Annotated in this window: 1 protein-coding gene; it reads right to left on the bottom strand. The window is 72.0% G+C overall.

Features of this window, described 5'->3' with window-relative positions:
• The coding region (locus G6024_RS15710) for a thrombospondin type 3 repeat-containing protein (RefSeq protein ID WP_235027944.1) at positions 1–585 on the bottom strand (585 nt) is incomplete at both ends.

The following is a 585-nucleotide window of genomic DNA, read 5'->3' as shown; positions in this document are numbered from 1 at the left end:
CCGGGACCACCGGGACCACCGGGACCACCGGGGCCACCTGAACCGGATGAACCGGACGAGTCGGACGACCCACCGAGCGAACCGGCCAGGGAGCCCAGGGCGGGGCCGACGACACCGATCACCACCCCGATGACGCCCCCGACGATGACCGGCCACACGATGTCCGGCAGGTCCGTCGAACCGCCGCCGGGGGCGGGGTGGACCACCACGCGCCGGACAGAGGTGTAGGTGGCCCCTCCGGGCATGGTGACCGAGAACGAGACGTCGTAGGTGCCGGCGCGGGTGGGAGTACCGTTCAGGGCGCCGTCCTCGAGTCGCATGCCGGGCGGCAGCGTGTCGGTGACCACGTCGAGCACGGTGCCCTCGGGCGGGGTCGGGAGAAACGGCTGGGGCCCGTACTCGTGCCCCGCGGTCACATCGGGCAGCCGGTTGATCGGGTCGGACGGATCGGTGCCGATCTGGTCCTCGGTGGTGTCGGGCAGTCCGTCGCCGTCGCGGTCGAGGCCGTCGACGTCGGAGAACGAGACCCACATCCTCGGGCTGACACTCTGCCGCTGCGCACTGTTGGGGACGTCGAGCGGAACG

It is taken from the genome of Dietzia maris (assembly GCF_014144855.1).
Lineage (GTDB): Bacteria > Actinomycetota > Actinomycetes > Mycobacteriales > Mycobacteriaceae > Dietzia > Dietzia kunjamensis.
This window is presented reverse-complemented; position numbering and strand designations above follow the sequence as displayed.